Consider the following 17,275-nt stretch of genomic DNA (forward strand, 5'->3'; position numbering starts at 1 on the left):
AGCGAACAAATGCCCTGCGGTCGGCGGGCCGGGGAACGAGCCGGGCCGAAACATACCGAACATACATAAAGATATCTTTATGCTTGCATGGGAGGTGGAGCGCTGATACACCCTTGGTCAATCGCAGCGGCAAGGCCGGGGATCCGGCAAACCCTGATCACCGGCTCCCGAACCGCTGCTTCCAGAACCACCACCGCCCTCCAGGAGTCATCCCCTCATGGCCGCCGAATTCACGGACTACAAGGTCAAGGACATCAGCCTCGCGAACTGGGGCCGTAAGGAGATCACCATCGCCGAGACCGAGATGCCGGGCCTGATGGCCCTGCGGTCGGAGTTCGGCGCCTCCAAGCCGCTGGCCGGTGCCCGCATCGTCGGCTGCCTGCACATGACCATCCAGACCGCCGTCCTGATCGAGACGCTGACCGCGCTCGGCGCGACCGTGCGCTGGTCGTCCTGCAACATCTTCTCCACCCAGGACCAGGCCGCCGCCGCCATCGCCGCCGCCGGCATCCCGGTCTTCGCCTGGAAGGGCGAGACGGAGGAGGAGTTCTGGTGGTGCATCGAGCAGTCGCTGCGCGGCCCGGCCTCTGGTCCCAATGCCGGCTGGACCCCGAACATGATCCTGGACGATGGCGGCGACGTCACCCAGATCATGCACGACAAGTATCCGGAGATGCTGGACGACGTCCGCGGCCTGTCGGAGGAGACCACCACCGGCGTCCACCGCCTCTATGAGATGATGAAGAAGGGCACGCTGAAGGTTCCGGCCATCAACGTGAACGACAGCGTCACCAAGTCGAAGTTCGACAACCTCTATGGCTGCCGTGAATCGCTGGTCGACGGCATCAAGCGCGCCACCGACGTCATGGTCGCCGGCAAGGTCGCCGTTGTCGCCGGCTATGGCGACGTCGGCAAGGGCTCGGCCGCCAGCCTGCGCTCGCAGGGCGCCCGCGTCATGGTGACGGAGATCGACCCGATCAACGCGCTCCAGGCCGCGATGGAAGGCTATCAGGTCATCACCATGGACGAGGCGGCGCCGCTGGGCGACATCTTCGTCACGGCGACCGGCAATGTCGACGTCATCACGATCGACCACATGCGCGCCATGAAGGACCGCGCCATCGTCTGCAACATCGGCCACTTCGACAGCGAGATCCAGATCGACGCCCTGCGCAATCTGGTCTGGGAAGAGGTCAAGCCGCAGGTCGACGAGGTGGTGTTCCCCGACGGCAAGCGCCTGATCGTCCTGGCCCAGGGCCGCTTGGTCAATCTGGGCTGCGCCACCGGCCACCCCAGCTTCGTGATGAGCGCCAGCTTCACCAACCAGGTGCTGGCCCAGATCGAGCTGTGGACCAACGCCGCCAACTACGAGAACAAGGTCTACGTCCTGCCCAAGCACCTGGACGAGAAGGTCGCCCGCCTGCATCTCGACAAGATCGGCGCCAAGCTGACCACCCTGACCGAAAAGCAGGCCGCCTACATCAGCGTGCCGGCCGCCGGCCCCTACAAGCCGGACCACTACCGCTACTGAGCGGGCGTAGGGTTGGAAAAGAAGGGCCGTCCCGGTGGGACGGCCCTTCTTCTTTGCGGCACGTATATTTCCCTCTCCCGCCCCGGGAGAGGGAGGGGACCCACGAAGTGGGGAGGGTGAGGGGCATTCCGGACATGGATCATCAATCCTTGGATCACCCCTCACCCTTCCCAAGCTTCGCTTGGGTCCCTTCCCTCTCCCGGGGCGGGAGAGGGAACCAGCCGCCCCAGCCACTCCGCCATCCCCTTGCCGGCCGCGACGCCCATGGCGAAACAGCCCTGCAGCAGATAGCCGCCGGTGGGGGCTTCCCAGTCCAGCATCTCGCCGGCCAGGAACAGGCCGGGGCGGCGGGCCAGCATCAGCCGGTCGTCCAGCTCGGACAAACGGACGCCGCCGGCAGAGGAGATGGCGCGGTCGATCGGGCGGATGCCGGTCAGCACCACCGCCAGCCCCTTGATCTGGCGGGCCAGCGCCACCGGATCGGACAGGTCGGCGGCGGGGGCGAATTCGCGCAGCAGGGCGGCGCGCGGGCCGGTCAGCGACAGCGACTTCTTCAGGAAGGTGGACAGCGATTCCGCACCGCGGCGGCGCAGACGCCTGACCAGCTCGGCCCCGTCCATGTCGGGCAGCAGGTCGAGCGTCAGGGTCGCCCAGCCGTCGGCCGCGACGGCGTCGCGCAGGGGGGCGCTCAGCGCATAGACCGCACCACCCTCGATGCCGGTCTCGGTGATGACGAACTCGCCCTTCAGGCGGCGGACCGTCCCGGAGCGGTCGACGGCGGACAGGCCGACGCTCTTGACCGGCTGGCCGGCGAAACGGCTGCGCAGATGGTCGGACCAGGGCACCTCGAAGCCCATGTTGGACGGCACCAGCGGGGCGATCTCCACCCCCTGTGCCTCCAGCAGCGGCAGCCAGCCGCCGTCCGACCCGGTGCGCGGCCAGCTCGCTCCGCCCAGCGCCAGCAGCGTGGCGCGCGGCGCGGCGGTGACGGTCTCCCCGCCATGGTGGAAGGTCAGGGCACCGTCCCCGCTCCAGCCGGTCCAGCGATGGCGGCTGTGCAGGGTGACGCCCAGCCCGTCCAGCCGCCGCAGCCAGGCCCGCACCAGGGTCGACGCCTTCATCTGCACCGGGAAGACCCGGCCGCTGCTGCCGATGAAGGTCTCGATCCCGAGCCCGGCCGCCCAGGCGCGCAGGGCGTCGGGCGGGAACTCCGCCAGCAGGCGGAGGAACAGCGGCTCCGCCGCGCCGTAGCGGGGCAGGAAGCGGTCGAGCGGCTCCGAATGGGTCAGGTTCAGCCCGCCGCGCCCGGCCAGCAGCAGCTTGCGCGCCGGGGTCGGCGTGTGGTCGAACAGGGCGACCCGCAGGCCGGCGCCGGCAGCGATCTCCGCCGCCATCAGCCCGGCGGGGCCGGCGCCGACGATGGCCACGTCAGGGGTGCGATGGGGCAAGGGGGCGGGCTTTCACAATGGAAATTGCCCCCACCCCGTCCATGGCGGGCATGGTCAAGGTGGGGGCGGGGCAAGAACGGGGACGGGAACGCGAACCGGGAGGGCCTGCCCTCAGTCCTCGTAATCCTGATCCTGCGCCACCTCTTCCGCCAGATCGGCGGCGAGGTCGGCGAAATAGCCCGCGTCGACCTCCAGGCCGTTTTCCTCGCAGATGCGCATGAAGACGCGGTAGGCGTGCAGGATGGCGACGTCGAGAACGGCGAGATCCGCTTCCTCGCCGTGGCGGTCGTTGATCTCCCGCTCCTGAAGGGTGGCGACGATGTCGTGCGCGGCGGCCTGCAGGACCGCGTCCATGGCTTGCTTGTGTTGTGTCGACATCGTGGTGGATCCTTGTTCCGGTCGTGGCTTCGCGCCCCCGCCCGGCCGGACCGGCGCCGCATGGCCGGCGGGGGTGGACGAACCGGCGAACGGAACGGGCGCGTCGGGGGCTCCGTTCGGTCGCGGCGGTTCGGCCTCCCCCTTGTTGTAGAATCCTTCTTCACAGCCTAACAAGCCCCTTCACGGGGGCCGCCGGACGAGCTTCCGGGTAGCTCCGTACCGCTTTGCGGGATGGAGCCCCCGGCGTCCGGTTCAGCGCCCGGCTCGGCGCCCGGCTCAGCGTTTGACCGGGGCGAGCAGGGCGGCGCCGACATAGCCCAGCGCCTTGCCCTTCCGCCCGACGCGATACCAGCCGCCGGCCGCCTCCAGCACGGTGACGCGCTCGCCCGCGCCCAGCACGTCCAGCACCTTGGCGTCGCAGACCGGGGCAACGCGCAGGTTGCCGGCGGCACGCAGCCGGGCGACGGTCCCGGCGGCCAGGCGCAGCCGCCCTGCCCGCTCCGGCAGGTCGTCGGGCAGGGCGCAGCCGCGGTCTTCGGAAGCGGCCTTGGCGTAGCGGCCGGGCTTCGGTACGGCTGCGGAGGTGGAGGAGGCGTCGGGGCCGGCCCGCTCCGGCGCCACCTCCGCCAGATAGGTGCTGGTGGCATAGCCCTGCGGCTTGCCGGCGCGGCCGACCCGTTGCCAGCCGTTCACCGGCGCACCGAATGCCTCGACACGGTCGCCCTTCTCCACGGTGTCCAGCACCCGGCCCTTGGCATCCGGCGCGGCGCGCAGAAAGATGCCGGCCGTGGCGACCATGGTCCGCCGCGCGGGAACGGCGGCCTTGGCCGCCTCCTTGGCGGTCTCCCTGACGATCTCATTGCCTGCGGGCTGGGGCTTTGCCGGCGGCACGGGAGGCGGGGAGAAGGCCGGCACGGGGGCCGGTTCGGCGGCCTTGGCCGGGGTTGCCGCGATACGGGGCGGTGTGGATGCGGGGAGGCCGATGGGCGACAGCGGGGCCGGAACCAGTGGCGGATGCTCCCACACCACGCCGGGAGTCAACGGGGGAGAGGCGGTTTGTGCCGGAGTGAGGCTAGGCAGCGCGACGATGGGGGCCGCAGGTGGGGTAAAGTGCTCGGCCGCCGTCGCTGCCGGCAGCAGCGCCAGCCCGGCGATCCCGGCGATCCGCAGAAATGTTCCCCGCCGCATCCTGTCCATCGCCTGCCCGCCCCGTCAGTCGAGCGTGATGCGGGCGATCAGCGTCGGCAAGGTCTGGCAGCGCAGCAGCCCGTCCATGGTCCGGTGCCCGGTCAGCCGCAGCGTCAGGGCGCAGCCGAATGCGTTCACCGCCAGTTCGGTCTGCGCCAGCGCGCCGACGATGCTGGACGGCCGCGCGATGCTGTAGCCCGGGGCACCCAGCTTGCCGGCCAGCGCCCCGTTGACGGGGTTGAAGCCGTCGATCTCCAGCGTCATCGGCCCCAGATTCTGCACCACCGCCTCGGAACTGGGATCTTCCCTGGTGGCATAGAGCTGGACCGGCACGGCACGGCGCCGTGCGATCCAGTCCTTCAGCGCCAGATTGGCGACGACCGGGTCGCGGCTTTGCAGTGCCGCCTCCATCGCCGTCTGGCGCAGCGCCGGGTCGTTGCCGCCCAACGCCGCTTCGAAGGCGGCCAGCCGCGCCGCGCGATCTTCCCCGGTCAGCTTGCCGTGCAGGTCGGCGAGCTGGGCGATGCGCGCCTCGACGGCTTGGCGCTCGCTTTCGGTGCGGCCCGCCTCGGCCCGGGCGGCGGCGGTCTGCTGGGCAAGCCTCTCGTCCTCGCGCTTGCGGCGGTCGCTCTCTTCGGCCAGCCGCCGGGCGGCATCACGGTCCAGCTGCTCGCGCAGGATCCTTGCTTCCGGCGTGCCCAGCACCACGGTCCGGCCGGGCAGCTCGGCGGCCGGCTTGCCGACCCCGTCGAGCAGGCCGGGGGACTGCGGGGTCAGCGCGATGGTCCAGCCGGAGGCGTCGCGGGTGGCGAGCGCCGTCGCGACCCAGCTCTTGGCCAGCCCGGCCTCCGCCGCCGGGCGCAGGAAGGTCACCGGCCCCTCGCGGCTGTCCACCAGATAGGTCGGCGCTGCCAGCACCACCCGTGCCGTCACCCGCGCCGCCGCATGCGGCTCGGCCGACGGCGGCGTGGGGGCCGGCAAGGGTTCGACCGTCAGCGCCTCGATACGCCAGGGGGTGGGCAGCAGCGATTCGATCCGGGCGCGCAGGACGGTTTCGGGAATCGATTCGGATGAGGCCGCAGCCGGCTCGGCGGCCTCTGCCGGTCCGGACGGCAGGGCGACCGCGATCCAGCCGGCCAGAACCCCTGCCGTGATGCGGGATGCCACGCGAGCCGCGAATCCCCCGTTCCCCGGTTGCATCATCGCCGATCCTTCCCCTCTTCCACCGTCCGGCTCCCGTCCCGAGAGGTGGTTCGGCACTGGTATAGCGAAGGGGAAGCCAAGGGAAGCGGCTTTTCCCGGCAACCTGCCGATCGGAGCGCCTGCGCAATACCCGCCTGCGCCCGATTGTCGCTCTCCATCGCGACCGTGGGTCGAAATTGACTTGGATGGCACACGCCGCTTGCAATATCTTCACACAAATGGATGTATTGCCCGCGGGCGGGTGGAACACGCAACGGATGGGGAACGGGGTTTCCGATGGGGGGCACGGGCGGAGGTAAGGACGGGCCGGGACTGCTCTGCCGCAACGTGAAGGTGAGCGGCCGTCGGACCAGCCTGAGAATGGAGCCGTATATCTGGGACTCGCTGAAGGAAATCTGCGAGCGCGAGCGGCTCACCCTGAATGAGATCTGTTCCCAGATCGACGAACGCCGGGGGGAGGCGAACCTGACCGCCTCCATCCGCGTCTTCATCGTCAGCTACTACCGCACGGCGATCGGCGGTCGCGGATTTTCCGAAGACGGTCCATCGCCCCTGCTGCGCAGGGCGCTGGACGACGCCGTTCCGCTGGAGTGAGGAAAAAGGGGCGAAACCGCCCCTGGGGACTCACCACCGCAGGCTGGGCACCGCATAGGTCGGCATGTGGCCCGTCGCATCGGCCAGCGCGCGCAGGTTGACCGGGCTGACCGCTTCACCCCACGCCGCGCCGCCCAGTTCCTCCTGGTGGATGCCGGCGGTGACCAGCGCCACGTCGATGCCGGCGGCGTTGGCGCCGGCGACGTCGGTGCGCAGGCTGTCACCCACGGCCAGGATACGGCTCCTGTCCTCGAGTCCCAGCAGCTTGAAGCAGCGCTCGTAGACGGGGGCATAGGGCTTGCCGTGCTGGCGCACGTCGCCGCCCATCTCCTCATAGCGGGCGGCCAGCGTGCCGGCACAGATCACCATCATCGGCCCGACCATCACCACCAGATCGGGATTGGCGCAGATCATCGGAAGGCCGGCGGCAAGGCAGGCATCCAGTTGCGGCTGATAGTCGGCCACCGTTTCACCGAAGGTGACGATGCCGGTGTTGACGACGAAGTCCGCCTCGGCCGGCGTCGCTGCAAGCTGGTAGCCGAGCCCGGCATAGACGTCGGTGTCACGCTCCGGCCCGATATGGTAGAGGCGCCGGCCCAACGCCACATGCCAGGCATCGTCACGGTCGCGCAACGCCTCGTAGGTCGCTTCGCCCGACGTCATGACATGGTGGTAGCGCTCGCGCCCCAGCCCCATGCCATCCAGCTTCTCGATCACGCCGGGGGTACGGCGCGGCGCATTGGACAGCAGGCACAGGGTCTTGCCGGCGGAGCGCATGCGGTCGAGACAGTCGGGAACGCCGGGATAGGGCCGTTCGCCGTCGTGCAGCACGCCCCACAGGTCGAGGATGAACCCGTCATAGCGGTCGATGACCTCGGCGATGCCGGAAATCTGTCGGATGTCGGCCATGGTGTCCGGTCGTTTCGATTGAGGAAGAAGATCGTGTTGCGTCAACGGGCCAGGCTCAGCGTGGTTGCAGCAACTCGGCATAGACCGCCAGTGTTTCGGCGCACATGCGGTCCTTGGTGTAGCGGTCGGCAACGAAAGCCATGGCGCGGGTTCCGATGGCCTCGCGCTGGTCGGGGGTCAGCGACAAGGCTTCGTCCAGCGCATGGGCCAGCGCGTCCGGATCGTCCGGCGGCACCACCCAGGCGGTCTCTCCGGGGATGACGGTTTCCTGGAAGGCGCCGATGGCCGATACGATCACCGGCTTGCCCATCGCCTGCGCCTCGACGATCACCCGCCCGAAGGCCTCCGGCTCGCGGGAGGCGGAGACGACGACCGTCGACAACAGGTAGGCCGCCGCCATGTCGCTGCAATGGTCGGTCATCCGCACCGCGCCTCGCAGGCCGGCCGCTGCGATACGGTTCTCCAATTCCTCCCGGTAGCCGGTCCGGCCCTGGTCGGACCCCACCAGCAGGGCCAGTACGTCCTTGCGTCCCAGCTTGGCAAGCGCATCGATCAGCACGGTCTGCCCCTTCCAGCGGGTCAGCCGGCCGGGCAGCAGGATGACCGGCCGGTCGTCGGGCAGGTTCCATTGTTTGGCGAGCGTGACCAGCCGCGCCGGGCTGACCCGGTCGGGGGCGAAGACGCCGCGGTCGATGCCACGATGGATGAGGCGCACGCGCTCCGGATCGATCGGATAATTGCCCAACACATGGTCCCGGATGAAGCCGGAGATCGCGATCACCCGCTCGCCGCGCGCCATCACCGAATTGTACAAGCGCTTCAGCTTGCCGCCGACCGGGCCGGAGCCGAAATTATAGGGGGCGTGGAACGTGGTCATGTAACGCGCGCCGGTGGCCCTGCAGGCGAGCCACGCGCTCCAAGCCGGGGCACGGGAGCGGGCGTGGACAATGTCCACCTTGTGCTCTCGGATGATGGCGGCGAGCCGGCGGGCGTTGCGCCGGATGGTCAGCGGGTTCTTCGATGCCAGCGGCAGGGCCAGATGTGGGACGCGTGCGCGGTCGAGTTCGCGCACCATCGGCCCCCCCTCCGACGCCACCAATGGCGTACCGCCGGCCGCCTGCAGGGCGAGCGCCATGTCGATGCAGCCGCGCTCAGCCCCGCCGGTGACCAGCGTCGGCACCACCTGCAGCACGGTCGGCGCCTTTCCGCCCTGCCAGCGGATACCGGGCCAATGGGTGCTTGGGGTGGCGGAGCCGTCGTCGTTGCGCGGAAACGGGTCGGTGGTAAGGTGGGGGTCGAAATCCATGATGCCGGCTGCTCGGAAGGGGCGGCCCGGGGTGGTCGCGGGCTCCTGCCCGCCGGCCGCCATCGAAACCGGTATCCGACCGCGTGCCGGTATCCGTTGCCGAAGGTGACCGTATGACCGAAACCGCAGCCCATCCGGGCGGCGCGCACCATAGCCTAACGCGCGGTGCGGCGACCATAGCCTATCACCACACCCCTGCCGGTCCCGCCGGGCAGGGCAAGCCGGGCATCATGTTCCTCGGCGGCTTCATGTCCGACATGACCGGCAGCAAGGCGACCACGCTGGAACGCTGGGCGGTCGACCGCGGCCTTTCCTTCACCCGCTTCGACTATCAAGGACACGGCGCCTCAAGCGGTCGCTTTTCCGACGGCACCATCGGCCTCTGGGCCGACGACGCGCTGGCGGTGCTGGACCGGGTAACGGCAGGGCCGCAGATCCTCGTCGGCTCATCGATGGGCGGCTGGATGATGCTGCTGACCACGCTACGCCGTCCGGAACGGGTGGCCGGGCTGGTCGGCATCGCGCCGGCCCCGGATTTCACCGAAGAATTGATGTGGGACATCTTCGAGCCCGACATCCGCCGCCGGATCATGGAGATCGGCGTGTGGAACCGCCCGTCGGAATATGGTCCCGAACCGCAGCCGATTACCCGCGCCCTGATCGAGGAGGGCCGCAACCACATGCTGCTGCGCGGGGGCAGCCCCATCGCCTTCGACGGTCCCGTCCGCCTGCTGCATGGCCAGCGCGATCCCGACGTGCCCTGGCAACTCAGCCTGCGCATTGCCGAAACGCTGACCGGCAACGATGTCCGCGTCATCCTGGTCAAGGACGGAGACCACCGGCTGTCCCGACCCCAGGATCTGGAACTTCTGTGCCGCACCGTCGGCACCCTGGCGGACGAGATTGGCACGGTATCCGGGGACGCATAAAAAAATATCACCGGGTTGAATCGAGGGCTTGCGTCGCCGCGAGCCTCTGGCTATAACCCGGGCCTCTGCGGAGGGGTGGCCGAGTGGTTGAAGGCGCACGCCTGGAAAGTGTGTATACGTCAAAAGCGTATCGAGGGTTCGAATCCCTCTCCCTCCGCCACTGAGATAAGGGTTTCCAACCCATCGGAAAGGCTCGGCAAATCGCCGAGCCTTTTTGCTTTTCCCCACGGGTGGTGCGGCCGATGCGTCGCACAGTATCCAGGGTGCGGCAGCATACGGGCTCTGAACCGCCCCGGGATTGTCGGAGGCCATTTGGCTTGAGTACGCCGCCATGGCGACGTCCTCAGTTTGAGCATAGTAGCGCGCTTCGGCCTCGGCGGGCGGAATGTTGCCGATGGGTTCGAGCAGGCGCCGGTTGTTGAACCAGTCCACCCATTCCAGGGTGGCGAACTCGACAGCCTCCAGGGTGCGCCATGGCCCGCGGCGCCGAATCACCTCGGTCTTGTAGAGACCGTTGATGGTCTCGGCCAAGGCGTTGTCGTAGGAATCGCCAACACTACCCACGGAGGGCTCAACCCCAGCTTCGATGAGACGCTCGGTGTAGCGAATCGCAACGTATTGCGATCCCCTGTCGGAGTGATGGATGAGACCGCTGCCCTTGGCGGGCCTGCGGTCGTGAAGCGCCTGCTCCAGGGCATCCAAGACGAAGTCGGCGTGGGCGGTGGGCGACACCCGCCAGCCGACGATGCGGCGGGCGAATGCGTCGATGACGAAGGCTACGTAGACAAAGCCCTGCCATGTCGACACGTACGTGAAATCCGCCAACCACAAGGCCTTCGGGCGTGGCGCCAGGAACTGGCGGTTCACCCGGTCGGCGGGACAGGGAGCCGCCCGGTCGCTGATCGTGGTGCGGATCGTCTTGCCACGCGCCGCCCCCTTCAGACCCATGTGTTTCATCAGCCGGGCCACTGTGCAGCGTGCCACGTCGATACCGTCCCGCCGCAACTGCCGCCACACTTTACGTACCCCATAAACCTGGAAGTTCACGTCCCAGACCCGTCGGATAGCCAAACCCAGCTCCGCATCACTTCGCGAGCGGACCGGCGCCTTGGACGGATCGGCCCGCCGGGCGGCATGGGCGCGGTAAGTCGACGGGGCGATCGGCAGCACTCTGCAGATCGGCTCGACCCCGTGAACGGCGCGGTGTGCGTCGATGAAGGCGATCATTTCTTGAACGGGCGGTCGAACTCCGCCTGGGCGAAATACGCCGATGCCTTGCGTAGGATCTCGTCCGCTTGACGCAACTCTCGGACCTCGCGTTCCAGCGCCTTGATCCGCTCCTGTTCGTCCGTTGTCGGACCGGATCGCTTGCCCTGGTCACGCTCGGCCTGCCGGACCCAGTTCCGTAGCGTCTCGGGATTGCAGCCGATCTTCGCCGCGATCGAGCTGATCGCCGCCCACTGCGAGGCATGCTCGCCTTCGTGTTCGAACACCATCCGGACCGCGCGCTCGCGGACTTCAGGGGCGTATTTGGGTGATGCAGATTTCGTCATGATGACCCCACTCTCTCAAGAAACGGGGCCTCCGGGAATCCCGGTGCGGTTCAAATCTTCCCACCGGCAAGGGCTGGCTATGTCTGGCGGCAGTGCTTGTCCTGGATCCGGAAGGTCGTGGGCTGGGCGATGCGCCGACCATATGCGCGCCAAACTCGCCACATTGGGCCTGGTATTGGCCATCCAGTGCCAGCGGCCGCCCGCGAGCCTCATCCAAAATTCCGATCGCGGAAGCCATACCTTCCGAGACTACCGCCTTTTGCTGCAGGCTGCCGGCATGCGGCAGTCCATGTCCCGCAAGGGCGGCTGCCACGACAATGCACCCATGGAGAGCTTCTGCCACACCTTCAAGGACGAGTTGGTCCATCGACCCCGGTTCGAAACCCGCGGCCAAACCCGCCGCGGGAGGTATTCGCCTACATCGAAACCTACAGCAATCGACAGCCTGCCCATTCGGCCATCGGCTACATCATCCCCGGACAAGCCAAGCAATGATTCGCATGAACCCGTGTCCACCGAACCGGGGCAAGATCAGCGGGCCCGGACCAGTAACCCCAGCCCCAAAGCCTCAGCCGTTCTCCGCCAGCACCGAGCCGGCGAGATAGAGCGAACCGCAGATCAGCACGCGTGCCGGCCCCTGACGGCCGCCCGTCAGGTCGGCCAGGGCAGTGTCAACCCCATCGGCCGCGCCATGGTCGCGAATGCCGCAGAGCTTGGCGGTCTCGCAGGATTCCTCGGCGGTGAAGCTGGCCTCCTCGCCGGGAATCGCCACCGCGCGCAGGGCATGGGTGAAGGGAGCGAGCGGGCCCAGGAACTCGAACGGATCCTTGCTCGACAGCATGCCGTAGATCAGCAGCAGGGGCAGGGCGAGGCCACCGTCGGGCTGGCCGCGCGACCAATCGACCGCCTGCCGGGCCAGCACCTCGCCCGCCGAATCGTTGTGGCCACCGTCCAACCACAGCTCCCAGCCCAGCGGCAGGCTTTCAGCCAACGGACCGCGGGTCAGGCGCTGCAGCCGGGCCGGCCATTCGACGGCAGCCAGACCTCGGCGCACCGCCTCGTCATCCACCACCAGCGGCAGATGGTCCAGACAGGCGATGGCGACGCCGGCATTGGTGATCTGGTGGGCACCGGCCAACCCCGGCCGCGGCAGATCAACCTGCCGCTTCGCACTCTCGAAGCGGAAACCGCCGGGGCGCTCCTCCACCGACCAGGGCTGGATCGGCGCGGCGATGGCGTTGGCGCGCAGCTTCAACGCCTTCAGCGCATCGGCCTCCGGCTGAGGGGCCAGCACCACCGGCACGCCCGGCTTGAAGATCCCGGCCTTTTCGCAGGCGATCTCCAGCAGCGAGTCGCCCAGGAACTGGCGATGGTCGTAGGAGATGCGGGTCACCGCCGTCACCGCCGGCCAGTCCACTACGTTGGTGGCGTCGAGCCGTCCACCCAGCCCTGTTTCCAGCAGCACCACGTCGGCCGGCACGCGGGAAAAGGCCAGGAAGGCGGCGACCGTCGTCACCTCGAAGAACGTGATCGGGTCGCCGTCGTTGGCGACCTCGCATTCCTCGAGCAGGGCGGCCAGATGGTCGTCGTCGATCAGCCGGCCGGCCAGCCGGATGCGCTCGTGGAAACGCACGAGATGCGGCGACGTATAGACATGAACGCGATAGCCCGCCGCCTCCAGCATCGCCCGCAGGAAGGCGACCGTCGACCCCTTGCCGTTGGTGCCGGCGACATGGACCACCGGCGGCAGCTTGGCCTCCGGATGACCAAGCGCCGCCAGCAGCCGGTGCATCCGCTCCAGCGACAGATCGATGACCTTGGGGTGAAGCCCCTTAAGCCGCTCCAGCACCGGATCGGAACGGCTGGCGGCCGGGCGTGCCGGCGAACGGAGGGCGTCGGTCATGGTCGTCTCTAGTCGGATGTGGCCGTTCGGAAGGAGCGCCGGTCAGTCGGCGCCGGCCTGGAACGATGCCGCCGGAGCGGCGGGCTGGACGGCCGGCTGCTGGACGGCCGGCTGCACCGTCTCTCCCTCGGCCAACGGAGCGGCCGTGAGGTCGACATCCTCCGGTTCCACCGCATCGATGCGCGGCGTCATCAGCAGGCCGATGGTGCGGACCAGCGTCGGGCGCAAGTCGCGGCGGTGGACGACCATGTCGACCATGCCGTGCTCCAGCAGATACTCGGAGCGCTGGAAGCCCTCCGGCAGGGTCTCGCGGATCGTGCTCTCGATCACCCGGGCACCGGCGAAGCCGATCTGCGCGCCCTTCTCGGCGATATGGATGTCGCCCAGCATCGCAAAGCTGGCGGTGACGCCGCCGGTGGTCGGGTCGGTCAACACGACGATGTAGGGCAGGCCGGCTTCCTTGACCATCTCCACCGCAATTGTGGTGCGCGGCATCTGCATCAGCGACAGGATGCCTTCCTGCATGCGCGCGCCGCCCGAGGCCGGTACGACGATCAGCGGCGCGTTCTTCGCCACCGCCAACCGGGCGGCGGTCAGCAGCCCTTCGCCGACGGCGATCCCCATCGACCCGCCCATGAAGCCGAAGTCGAAGGCGGCGACCACGGCGGCATGGCCGCCGATCCGCCCCTCGCCCACCACGACGGCGTCGGTGCGGCCGGTCTTGGTCTGGGCCTCCTTGAGGCGGTCGGTGTAGCGCTTCTGATCGCGGAACTTCAGCGGATCTGCGACCGACTTCGGCAACTCGACGCCCTCATAGGCGCCGTCGTCGAACATCGACTCCAGCCGCTTGATCGGGTCGAGCCGCATATGGAAGCCGCAATGCTGGCAGACGTGCAGGTTCTCTTCCAGCTCGCGGTGGAACAGCATCGACTCGCAGCTCGGGCATTTGTGCCAGAGGTTGTCGGGCACTTCCTTGCGGGCATAGAGCGCGCGGATCTTGGGGCGGACGTAGTTGGTGAGCCAGTTCATGATGCCTCGTTCAGACCGGCGGCGAAGCGCTGGAGTTCATCAGCAACCTCGGCGACGTCGATCTCTTCGGTCAGCAGGGTTCCATGGGCGATTCGGTTGCGGATGTCGTAAAGCTCTTTGATGCGCCTGTAAACGACTCCGCGCTTGTCGGTGAGCAATGCGACCTTCCGCATGACCGGGATGTTGCGGATCCGCTCGGGCTGATGCTCCAGATCGTCCAACACCCGGCGGTCGCGCCAATCCGCCTGCTGCTTCATCCGATCGATCAGGGCGGCGGCGAGGCGGTTCAGTTTCGCCTCGAAAAGGGCGATGAACAGGATGAAGAACGCCTGCTGGTTAACAAGCACTAGACGATCCAGATGCTTGACGCGATCTGGGCCGTCGTTAAAGACCAGCGCGTCCTGCCGGATGCGATCCAGGTTCTCGCTGGAAATCTCGAACGTCCGCAAGGTGTCGGCAAAGTCCTTCACCTGACCTCCCGCAGAAGATCGAGCAGGCATTCCCGATTCCAGGGCTTTCCGCCCGGCTGCCAGCCGCCCGTCGTCCGGTACTTCCACTCCGGTCCTTCGGCATCCGCCTCCTTGGCCAGAAGGCGGTCCCCGGCGCGGATGGTGCCGACATACAGGTTGACCCGGCCGCGGGTGAACAGGACCCAGCGGGCGTCGGGCTGGAACATCAGGATGTCCCTGCCGTCCCGGCGGATCCGCAGCAGCGGGATCTCGTAGCCGGGAAGCTCCAGGATCTTCTGCATGTTCTCATGCCGCGGGAGCAGGCGCGAGCGGTCGACCTCATAGCCTTCTCCCGGCGGCAGCCAACCGACGACCTCGTCATAGAGGGCGTCGATCCGCCGCTGCCAGTCGGCGATCTCGGCCTCCGCCTCCTCCCGGCTGGGGAGCGGCTTCGGCGGTTCGTCATCGTCGACGATGTAGAGATAGGCCATGGCAGGTCTCCCGGTGGCGCCGCCCCCTCAATATAGGCTCACCCCCGCGCCGCGCGCACCCCGGCGGCCAGTTCGCCGACGAAGCCCAGAACATCCTCGACCGTGCCCGGCTTGACCGTACCCGCCGCGTCGATCCCATCGGCCAGACGGGTGACGATGGCGGAGCCGACCACGGCGGCGTCGGCGACGCGGGCGACCTCGGCGGCCTGGGCCGGCGTCTTGATGCCGAAGCCGACGGCGACCGGCAGGCCGGTGTGGCGCTTCAGCCGGGCGACCGCCGCATCGATGGCGGTGTTCGACGCGCTGGCGGTGCCGGTGATGCCGGCGATCGACACGTAATAGACGAAGCCCGAGGTGTTGCGCATCACGGTCGGCATGCGCGCCTCGTCGGTGGTCGGCGTCGTCAGGCGGACGAAGCTGACGCCGGCCTCCAGCGCCGGCAGGCAAAGCTCCTCGTCCTCTTCCGGCGGCAGGTCGACGACGATCAGCCCGTCGACCCCGGCTTCGCGCGCGGCGGCCAGGAAGGGCTCCACCCCAAAGGCATGGATCGGGTTGAAATAGCCCATCAGGATGATCGGCGTGTCGGCATCCAGCTTGCGGAAGCCGCGCACCATCTCCAGCGTCCTGCGCACCGTCATGCCGGCCTTCAACGCACGCAGCGAGGAGGCCTGGATCGCCGGGCCGTCGGCCATCGGGTCGGTGAAGGGCATGCCGAGTTCGATCAGGTCGGCGCCCGCCGCCGGCAGGCCGTTCAGCACCGCCTGCGAGACGGCCGGATCGGGATCGCCGGCGGTGACGAAGGTGACCAGGCCGGCGCGCCCCTCCGCCTTCAGCGCGGCAAAGCGGCGGGCGATGCGGCCATCGGCCAGGATGTCGGCGCTCTTCATGTCGGCGCTCTTCACAGCGGCACTCACAGTTCCACTCCCAGATGCTTGGCGACGGAGAAGATGTCCTTGTCGCCGCGGCCCGACAGGCACAGCACCATCAGGTGGTCCTTGGGCAGTTTCGGTGCGCGCTTGATCACCTCGGCCAGGCCGTGGGCGGATTCCAGCGCCGGGATGATCCCCTCGGTGCGGGCGCAGAGCTGGAAGGCGTCCAGCGCCTCCTGGTCGGTGGCATAGGCGTATTCGACGCGGCCGACCTCGTGCAGCCAGCTGTGCTCCGGCCCGATGCCGGGATAGTCGAGCCCGGCGGAGATCGAGTGGCCCTCCAGGATCTGTCCGTCCTCGTCCTGCAGCAGATAGGTGCGGTTGCCGTGCAGCACGCCGGGACGGCCGCCGTTGATCGAGGCGGCATGGTCGAGCGGCCCCTTCTCGATGCCGCGGCCGGCGGCCTCGACGCCGATCATCTGCACCGACGGATCGTCGAGGAAGGGATGGAACATGCCGATGGCGTTCGACCCGCCGCCGACGCAGGCGACCAGGCTGTCGGGCAGGCGGCCCTCCAGCTCCTGCATCTGGGTCCGCACCTCGTCGCCGATCACCGACTGGAAGTCGCGCACCATGGCGGGGTAGGGGTGCGGGCCGGCGGCGGTGCCGATGATGTAGAAGGTGTCGGCGACGTTGGTGACCCAGTCGCGCAGCGCCTCGTTCATCGCGTCCTTCAGCGTCCGCCCGCCGGACGTGACGGCGCGGACCTCCGCCCCCAGCAGCTTCATGCGGAAGACGTTGGGCTGCTGGCGGGCGATGTCGGTCTCGCCCATGTAGATGACGCACGGCATGTCGTAGAGCGCGCAGACCGTCGCGGTCGCCACGCCATGCTGGCCGGCGCCCGTCTCGGCGATGATGCGGGTCTTGCCCATGCGCCGGGCCAGCAGGATCTGGCCGATGCAGTTGTTGATCTTGTGCGCGCCGGTGTGGTTCAGCTCCTCGCGCTTGAAGTAGATCTTGGCCCCGCCCAGCCGCTCGGTCAGGCGCTGGGCGTAGTAGAGCGGGTTGGGGCGGCCGACATACTGCTTGAGCTGCAGGCGCATCTCGCCCTCGAAGGCGGGATCGGCGCGGGCCTCGCGATAGGCCTTCTCGACCTCCAGGATCAGGGGCATCAACGTCTCGGCGACGAAGCGCCCGCCGAAAATGCCGAAATGCCCGCGCTCGTCGGGACCGGAGCGGTAGGTGTTCAGTTTGGTCATCGTCTGCGACACTGCCTAGAGTCGAGGGGGGCCCGGGGTCGAGGGGGCTCTGTCTTGCGGACGGCATTCCGATCCGGATGCCGGCCAAGCGCGCCACCATACCGGTGCGACGCGCCGATTTGAAGCGCCGGCCATGGAATTCCGTGAATTCCGCCCGCCCTCGAAAGATGGAGCGAAGCTTTGCAGCGGCAAGGCAACGCCCCTACACTGCCGCTTCCCCTTTCCGGAGCCATTCC

The 17,275-nt window shown here is 68.4% G+C and carries 15 protein-coding genes, 1 tRNA gene, 1 pseudogene and 1 other annotated feature; of the genes and pseudogenes, 4 read left to right on the forward strand and 13 right to left on the reverse strand.

All coding sequences use genetic code 11. From position 1 onward, the window contains the following. Window positions 1-217: 217 nt before the first annotated feature. Window positions 218-1,531, forward strand: a complete 1,314-nt coding sequence (gene ahcY, locus AL072_RS04020) for an adenosylhomocysteinase (RefSeq protein WP_045581412.1) — start codon at window positions 218-220, stop codon at window positions 1,529-1,531. Between the two features lie 161 nt (window positions 1,532-1,692). Here ahcY and AL072_RS04025 read toward each other — a convergent pair whose 3' ends face one another. The 4 genes from AL072_RS04025 to AL072_RS04040 all read right to left on the reverse strand — a co-directional run bounded on the left by AL072_RS04025 (window position 1,693) and on the right by AL072_RS04040 (window position 5,712). Beyond that, the gene (locus AL072_RS04025) at window positions 1,693-2,925 is read right to left on the reverse strand and encodes a BaiN/RdsA family NAD(P)/FAD-dependent oxidoreductase (protein ID WP_045582518.1); all 1,233 of its coding nucleotides are present in this window, start codon (window positions 2,923-2,925) and stop codon (window positions 1,693-1,695) included. A gap of 165 nt (window positions 2,926-3,090) precedes the next feature. After that, complete coding sequence (locus AL072_RS04030; RefSeq protein WP_045581411.1) at window positions 3,091-3,357, reverse strand: hypothetical protein; 267 nt, start codon at window positions 3,355-3,357, stop codon at window positions 3,091-3,093. 276 nt (window positions 3,358-3,633) lie between these two features. Continuing rightward, entirely contained in the window at window positions 3,634-4,545 is a 912-nt protein-coding gene (locus tag AL072_RS04035; protein WP_245636747.1) for an SH3 domain-containing protein, read from the reverse strand. Window positions 4,546-4,569: 24 nt separating this feature from the next. Beyond that, a complete protein-coding gene (locus AL072_RS04040) occupies window positions 4,570-5,712 on the reverse strand; it encodes a coiled-coil domain-containing protein (protein WP_245636748.1) in 1,143 nt (380 codons plus the stop codon). Window positions 5,713-6,108: 396 nt separating this feature from the next. Between AL072_RS04040 and AL072_RS04045 the strand changes: the two genes are divergently transcribed. Beyond that, window positions 6,109-6,342 carry a ribbon-helix-helix domain-containing protein gene (locus AL072_RS04045; protein WP_045581408.1) on the forward strand — a complete coding sequence of 78 codons (234 nt, stop codon included), beginning with the start codon at window positions 6,109-6,111 and terminating at the stop codon, window positions 6,340-6,342. A 30-nt stretch (window positions 6,343-6,372) separates the two neighbouring features. Here AL072_RS04045 and AL072_RS04050 read toward each other — a convergent pair whose 3' ends face one another. Next, window positions 6,373-7,251 carry a TIGR01459 family HAD-type hydrolase gene (locus AL072_RS04050; protein ID WP_082108862.1) on the reverse strand — a complete coding sequence of 293 codons (879 nt, stop codon included), beginning with the start codon at window positions 7,249-7,251 and terminating at the stop codon, window positions 6,373-6,375. Between the two features lie 55 nt (window positions 7,252-7,306). Further along, window positions 7,307-8,557 (reverse strand): glycosyltransferase family 4 protein, encoded by a 1,251-nt coding sequence (locus AL072_RS04055; RefSeq protein WP_082108974.1) that lies wholly within the window; start codon window positions 8,555-8,557, stop codon window positions 7,307-7,309. Between the two features lie 113 nt (window positions 8,558-8,670). Here AL072_RS04055 and AL072_RS04060 point away from each other — a divergent pair, with 113 nt between their 5' ends. Both AL072_RS04060 and AL072_RS04065 read left to right on the forward strand, forming a co-directional pair. Then, on the forward strand, window positions 8,671-9,486 hold the full coding sequence (locus AL072_RS04060; protein ID WP_045581407.1) for an alpha/beta hydrolase family protein: 816 nt from the start codon (window positions 8,671-8,673) through the stop codon (window positions 9,484-9,486). Window positions 9,487-9,555: 69 nt separating this feature from the next. After that, window positions 9,556-9,646 (forward strand) — tRNA-Ser (locus tag AL072_RS04065). 164 nt (window positions 9,647-9,810) lie between these two features. Here AL072_RS04065 and AL072_RS33245 read toward each other — a convergent pair. From AL072_RS33245 to trpB, 7 genes and pseudogenes are all read right to left on the reverse strand, one after another. Beyond that, window positions 9,811-11,039 (reverse strand): annotated as a pseudogene (locus tag AL072_RS33245) (IS3 family transposase); the annotation flags it as partial. After that, window positions 10,639-10,755, reverse strand: a sequence feature (AL1L pseudoknot). Its footprint overlaps the pseudogene before it by 117 nt. 568 nt (window positions 11,040-11,607) lie before the next feature. Beyond that, window positions 11,608-12,942, reverse strand: coding sequence for a bifunctional folylpolyglutamate synthase/dihydrofolate synthase (locus AL072_RS04075; RefSeq protein ID WP_045581405.1), 1,335 nt, complete (start codon window positions 12,940-12,942; stop codon window positions 11,608-11,610). Window positions 12,943-12,984: 42 nt separating this feature from the next. Beyond that, window positions 12,985-13,971: an acetyl-CoA carboxylase, carboxyltransferase subunit beta gene (accD, locus tag AL072_RS04080; protein WP_045581404.1), complete on the reverse strand. Its 987-nt coding sequence runs from the start codon at window positions 13,969-13,971 to the stop codon at window positions 12,985-12,987. Further along, window positions 13,968-14,441, reverse strand: a complete 474-nt coding sequence (locus AL072_RS04085) for a hypothetical protein (RefSeq protein ID WP_045581403.1) — start codon at window positions 14,439-14,441, stop codon at window positions 13,968-13,970. Before AL072_RS04085 ends, accD begins: the two co-directional genes overlap by 4 nt. Then, window positions 14,438-14,911 (reverse strand): hypothetical protein, encoded by a 474-nt coding sequence (locus AL072_RS04090; protein WP_045581402.1) that lies wholly within the window; start codon window positions 14,909-14,911, stop codon window positions 14,438-14,440. The genes AL072_RS04085 and AL072_RS04090 overlap by 4 nt, the downstream gene beginning before the upstream one ends. A gap of 38 nt (window positions 14,912-14,949) precedes the next feature. Continuing rightward, complete coding sequence (trpA, locus tag AL072_RS04095) at window positions 14,950-15,798, reverse strand: tryptophan synthase subunit alpha (protein WP_045582515.1); 849 nt, start codon at window positions 15,796-15,798, stop codon at window positions 14,950-14,952. A gap of 23 nt (window positions 15,799-15,821) precedes the next feature. Further along, window positions 15,822-17,039: a tryptophan synthase subunit beta gene (gene trpB, locus AL072_RS04100; RefSeq protein WP_045581401.1), complete on the reverse strand. Its 1,218-nt coding sequence runs from the start codon at window positions 17,037-17,039 to the stop codon at window positions 15,822-15,824. Window positions 17,040-17,275 lie beyond the last annotated feature (236 nt).

Source organism: Azospirillum thiophilum (assembly GCF_001305595.1).
Lineage (GTDB): Bacteria > Pseudomonadota > Alphaproteobacteria > Azospirillales > Azospirillaceae > Azospirillum > Azospirillum thiophilum.